The sequence below is a fragment of the Melaminivora alkalimesophila genome (genome assembly GCF_000282995.1).
GTDB classification, from domain to species: Bacteria; Pseudomonadota; Gammaproteobacteria; order Burkholderiales; family Burkholderiaceae_C; genus Melaminivora; species Melaminivora alkalimesophila.
Genome location: NZ_ALEE01000572.1, coordinates 1 through 5,493 on the forward strand (window position 1 = coordinate 1; position 5,493 = coordinate 5,493).

Sequence of the window (5,493 nt, forward strand, 5' to 3'; positions counted from 1 at the left end):
GGGCTGCCGCTGCTGCAGCTCGGCCCGGTTCATCTGCGCCGCTTCACCGCGCAGATGCACGCCGGCGGGCGCAGCGCGCGCGGCATTGCGCTGATCCTTTCGGGCTGGCGCGGCTTCTACGCCTGGGCGGCGCGCCAGGGGCTGATCGACCACAATCCGGCGCAGGGCGTGCGCGCGCCCAGGGCGGCGCGTCCGCTGCCCAAGGCCCTGGGGGTGGACGAGGCGGTGCGGCTGGCCGAGCACGCCGGTCCGGCCGAGGACGCATGGACCGAGGCGCGCGATGCGGCCATGGTCGAGCTGCTGTACGGCTGCGGGCTGCGCGTGGGCGAGCTGGTGGGGCTCGATCTGGCCGCCAGCGGCGACAGCCACCGCGCGGGCCGCGGCTGGGTGGACCTGCAGGCCCGCGAGGCGCAGGTCTTCGGCAAGGGCGGCCGGCGCCGGATCGTGCCCATGGGGCAGGTCGCGGCCGACGCGCTGGCGCGCTGGCTGGACCAGCGGGCCCGGCCTTTCGGGGCGCCAGGCGGCTCCAGGCTGGATCCGCAGGCGCTGTTCGTCGGCGCGCGCGGCGCACGCATCACGCCCCAGATCGTGTGGCTGCAACTGCGCCGCCGCAGCCAGGCGGCCGGGCTGGCGACGCCGGTCCACCCGCACATGCTGCGCCATTCATTCGCCAGCCACCTGCTGCAGTCCAGCGGCGACCTGCGCGCCGTGCAGGAGCTGCTGGGCCATGCCAGCATCACCACCACCCAGGGCTACACGCGGCTGGATTTCCAGCACCTGGCGCAGGTGTACGACCAGGCCCATCCCCGGGCGCACCGCCAGGATTCGGTCGATCCGGGCGGGCGCGACCAAGGCCCTGCCCCTTGTCCGGGCAGCCCGACCGTGGGAAAGTAGCATTTCCCGTGCATTTTTTCACCCCACGAAAGGAGATCCCATGGCCGATACCTGGCTGACCTCGCTCATCACCGAGACCCCCCAGCAGGGCTTCGAGCTGGCCATCACGCTGAGCCGTCGCGGCGTGAAGTACACCCAGCCCGACGCCGAGGTGCTGCACAAGCTGCGCCCCGAATACGCCAACAGCCACGAGGCGCTGACCGCCGCCTCGCAGGTCGTGGCGATCAACTTCCAGACCGTGGCCGCCGCCAACAACTACTGGCGCAAGTGAGCGGTCGGCCGCTGCTTGTCGCACGCACGCCGGCGCCTCCCGGGGCAGCCGGCCTTTTTCCTTCCCCTTTCTCCCGAACGCCCCGCACGGCACCGACCCGAGCACCATGTCCCTGATCCCCGTCACCATCCTCACCGGCTTTCTCGGCGCCGGCAAGACCACCCTGCTCAAGCGCGTGCTGACCGAGGCCCACGGCCAAAGAATAGCCGTCATCGAGAACGAGTTCGGCGAGGAGAACATCGACAACGACATCCTCGTCACCGACTCCGAGGAGCAGATCGTGCAGATGAGCAACGGCTGCATCTGCTGCACCATCCGCGAGGACCTGCGCGAGACGCTGCAGCTGCTGGCGGCCAAGCGGCGCAAGAAGCTGCTCGACTTCGAGCGCGTGGTGATCGAGACCACGGGCCTGGCCGACCCCGGCCCGGTGGTGCAGACCTTCTTCATGGACGACGAGATCGCCGAGAGCTACCTGGTCGACTCGATCATCACGGTGGTCGATGCCAAGCACGCGAACGCCCAGCTCGACGAGCGCCAGGAGGCGCGCCGCCAGGTGGGCTTTGCCGACCAGATCTTCCTGTCCAAGACCGACCTGGTCGGCGAGGACGAGAAGAACGCGCTGATCCATCGCCTCAAGCACATGAACCCGCGCGCGCCGATCCGTGCCGTGCACTTCGGCGAGGTGCCGCTGTCGGAGGTGCTGGACCTGCGCGGCTTCAACCTGAACGCGCGGTTGGACATCGACCCGGACTTCCTCAAGGAGGGCGATGGCCATGGGCACGACCACGTGCACGACGCGCACTGCGGCCATGACCATCACGGCCACGAGCATGGCGAGCACTGCGACCACCCGCACCACCATCACCACGACGACGACGTGAAGAGCTTCGTCTACCGCGCCGAGCGCCCCTTCGATCCGGCGCGGCTGGAGGATTTCTTGGGGGCCATCGTCAACGTCTACGGCCCGCGCATGCTGCGCTACAAGGGCGTGCTGGATATGCAGGGCACCAACCGCAAGGTGATCTTCCAGGGCGTGCACCAGCTCATGGGCAGCGACCTGGGGCCCGAGTGGCAGCCCCACGAACCGCGCGTGAGCCGCATGGTGTTCATCGGCATCGACCTGCCGCGCGACATCCTCGAGCAGGGCCTGGGCCAGTGCCTGGCCTGAGCTGAAGACCACCCGGCGCGCCATGCCACCGGCTGCGGTGCGGCTTGGCATGGGCCGTCCGCGCTTGGCTCTATACAATCGCGGCCCGGCCAACACGCCCCGGGCAACCGCTGCACAAGAGGGCGGGCCGCTCGCGCCGCGTGCGCGGGGTGCGGCTGCGGCGCATGGAGGCATGCCGGTTGTCCGACAGCATCCATCGCTGCAAGCACTACAGCGCATTTCCGGGATTGCGTGCATGCTTGGCCGATGCCAGGCGTGCGAGGCTCCGGCAGCGGATACTCGATCCATCCACCTACGGCTTGCGGCGGTGCGCGTCACTGCCACGCCAGCTTCATCATTCGAGACCATGACTACGACCCTGCAAAAGAATGTGGCGGCCGCCAAGAAAGATCCCAAGCTGGCCAACAACTGGAAAACCAAGGCGCCGGAGGAACTGACCGACGCCGAAGTGCTCGCCATGCCCGACAGCGAGTACATGAACGAGAAGCAGCTCGCCTTCTTCCGCCACAAGCTGGTCCTGCTCAAGCAGGAAATCCATGCCAACGCCGACGAGACCACCGAGAATCTGCGCGAGGACACGGTGGTGGTGCCGGACCCGGCCGACCGCGCGACCATCGAGGAGGAGCACGCCCTGGAGCTGCGCACCCGCGATCGCGAGCGCAAGCTGCTCAAGAAGATCGAGCAGTCGATCGCCCGCATCGACGCCGGCGACTACGGCTACTGCGACGAGACGGGCGAGGCGATCGGCGTCGGCCGGCTGCTGGCGCGCCCCACGGCCACCCTGTCGCTGGAGGCCCAGCAGCGCCGCGAGCTCAAGCAAAAAATGTTCGGTGACTGAGGGCGGCCGCGCCCGAGGGGCGCGATTGTTGACCAAAGCCCGGCTTTTTCCGGGGTTGGCTTCCCACCGGACGGCGGCACAATCCATGGCATGAGCAAGGAAGAATCGACCTCGTCCTCGCGCGGCCTGCTGCACAAGGTGGCGCGCTTCGTGCGCAACCCCACCGTCAACTGGTCCGACCTCGACGCCATGGAAGAAGAGCGCGAGAGCCAGTACAGCCGGCAGATGCTCAAGGAAATGATCGAGCGCAAGCGGCGCAACGATTTCGTGCGCCGCCGCGAGTTCGACCACCTGCGCAAGCTGCGCAGCCGCGAGGGCGTGCGCGGCCCGGCGACCGAAGACCCGGGCGTGCGCACCTCCTTCTTCAACACCAGCGCCGCCTCGGCCGACGAGCGCGCCGACACCCTGCGCAAGATCGACGAGATCGAGCAGCAGATGGCGCAGCAGTGGTGGAAGGGCAAGGGCTCGGGCGCCCCGGCGCCTGCCCGCCGCGCCGAGGCCCCCCCGGCGCCCGCGCCCGAGCCCCCTCCGCCGGCAGCCCCCCAGCCCTCGCCGGTCGCCAGTGCCATGGCGGCTGCCCTGGCCGATTCCCCCTTTGCCGCCAGCGAGCACGCGCGCGCCTTCGCCCCAACAGCGCCCATCGACCTGGCGGCGCCGGTGCCGCCGGTGGTTCCTCCCGCGCCCGTGCTGCAGCCGGCCCCGGCGGCGCTGGCGCCCACCGCAGCGGGGGCGCCGCCCACGGCAGCGGCTGCGGCCCAGGAGGCGCCCCTGCCTTTCGTCCACGACCCGGAGCTGGAAGAGGCCGCGATCCGTTTCGTGAACGCCGACTACGACGGCGCCGAGGCGGCCCTCAAGGAGCTGCTCGGGCAGCAGCAGGCGGGCGCCTCGGAAGAGCTGTGGCACACGCTGTTCGACCTCTACCGAGCGATTGGCCGGCAGGAGCCCTTCGATGCGCTGGCGATCGACTATGCGGCGCGCTTCGGGCGCTCCGCTCCCCTGTGGTTCTCGCTGCCCCAACAGCTGGGGCTGCAGGCCTTCGATGCGGGCGCTGCCGCCGCGCCGGCGGCGCCGCAGCGCGAATTCACCTGGAACGCGCCGCCAGCGCTGACGACCCAGTCGCTGGCCGCGCTGCAGGCGGCGCTGGCGCGCGCCGCGCAGCCCTGGACCCTCACCTGGGGCCGCCTCGCGTCGATCGACAGCGCGGCGGTGCCGGGCTTGGCGGCGTGCTTCGAGCAATGGGCCGGCCAAGAGGTGGAGCTGCGCTTTGCCGGCATGCCGGCCCTCATGGGCCTGCTCCAGGCGCAGACCCCCTCGGGCGAGCGCTCGCGCGATCCGCAGTGGTGGCGCCTGCGCATGGCGGCGCTGCGCCTGATGGGGGCGGTGGACGAGTTCGAGCTGGTGGCGCTGGACTACTGCGTCACCTACGAAGTGTCGCCCCCGTCGTGGGAGCCGCCGCGCTGCAGCTTCAGCAGCGACAGCGGCGAGCCTGCGCCGCCCCCCGCCCCGGAGAGCGACTTCGGCTCGATCCAGTCGGGCTTTGCGATCTCGCAGATCGGGGGTGTGGAGGAAGAGCCCCTGCCGGCGCTGGTGGGCCACATCGAGGGCGACGCCTCCGAGGCGCTGGCGCAGCTCGAAGGCATGGCGCCGCGGCCCGGGTTGCCCCTGGTGATTGCCTGCGAGCAGCTGATCCGCACCGACTTTGCCGCGGGCGGCGGCGTGCTGAACTGGGCGGCCGCGCAGCAGGCCAAGGGCCGCGAGCTGCGCTTCGTGCGCCTGCACCGGCTGATGGCGGTGTTCTTCAACGTGATCGGCATCAACGAGCACGCGCTGGTGGTCCCGCGCCAGGATTGAGGGCGCGCGCCGCCGGGGCTTGCAGGCGCGCGGCGCGCCCCCATATGCTGGCCCCATGGAACAATTTCACGGCACCACCATTCTCGGCGTGCGGCGCCAGCTGCCGGACGGCAGCACCCAGGTCGCGCTCGGCGGCGACGGCCAGGTCACGCTCGGCAACATCGTCGTCAAGGGCACGGCGCGCAAGATCCGCAGGCTCCACCACGGCAAGGTCCTGGCGGGCTTTGCGGGCGCCACGGCCGACGCCTTCACGCTGTTCGAGCGTTTCGAGGCCAAGCTCGAGCAGCACCAGGGCCATCTGGCGCGTGCCGCCATCGAGCTGACCAAGGACTGGCGCACCGACCGCGTGCTGCGCCGCCTGGAGGCGATGCTCGCCGTCTGCGACACCACGGCCTCGCTGATCATCACCGGCAACGGCGACGTGCTCGAGCCCGAGGGCGGCATCATCGCCATCGGCTCCGGCGGCGCCTA

At 70.6% G+C, this 5,493-nt stretch carries 6 protein-coding genes; all 6 read left to right on the forward strand.

Going from position 1 to position 5,493, the window contains the following annotated elements:
- Positions 1 to 894 (forward strand): tyrosine recombinase XerC (locus A612_RS11190; RefSeq protein ID WP_019374568.1); only part of this gene is annotated, 894 nt, incomplete at its 5' end.
- A gap of 40 nt (positions 895 to 934) precedes the next feature.
- A complete protein-coding gene (locus A612_RS11195; protein ID WP_019374569.1) occupies positions 935 to 1,165 on the forward strand; it encodes a hexameric tyrosine-coordinated heme protein in 231 nt (76 codons plus the stop codon).
- 106 nt (positions 1,166 to 1,271) lie between these two features.
- Positions 1,272 to 2,333 carry a CobW family GTP-binding protein gene (locus A612_RS11200; RefSeq protein WP_019374570.1) on the forward strand — a complete coding sequence of 354 codons (1,062 nt, stop codon included), beginning with the start codon at positions 1,272 to 1,274 and terminating at the stop codon, positions 2,331 to 2,333.
- A 22-nt stretch (positions 2,334 to 2,355) separates the two neighbouring features.
- On the forward strand, positions 2,356 to 3,171 hold the full coding sequence (gene dksA / locus A612_RS18180; RefSeq protein WP_420891027.1) for an RNA polymerase-binding protein DksA: 816 nt from the start codon (positions 2,356 to 2,358) through the stop codon (positions 3,169 to 3,171).
- Positions 3,172 to 3,261: 90 nt separating this feature from the next.
- Entirely contained in the window at positions 3,262 to 5,022 is a 1,761-nt protein-coding gene (locus tag A612_RS11210) for an STAS domain-containing protein (RefSeq protein ID WP_019374572.1), read from the forward strand.
- 55 nt (positions 5,023 to 5,077) lie between these two features.
- Positions 5,078 to 5,493, forward strand: a 416-nt coding sequence (hslV, locus tag A612_RS11215) for an ATP-dependent protease subunit HslV (protein WP_019374573.1), incomplete at its 3' end; no start/stop codon positions are given.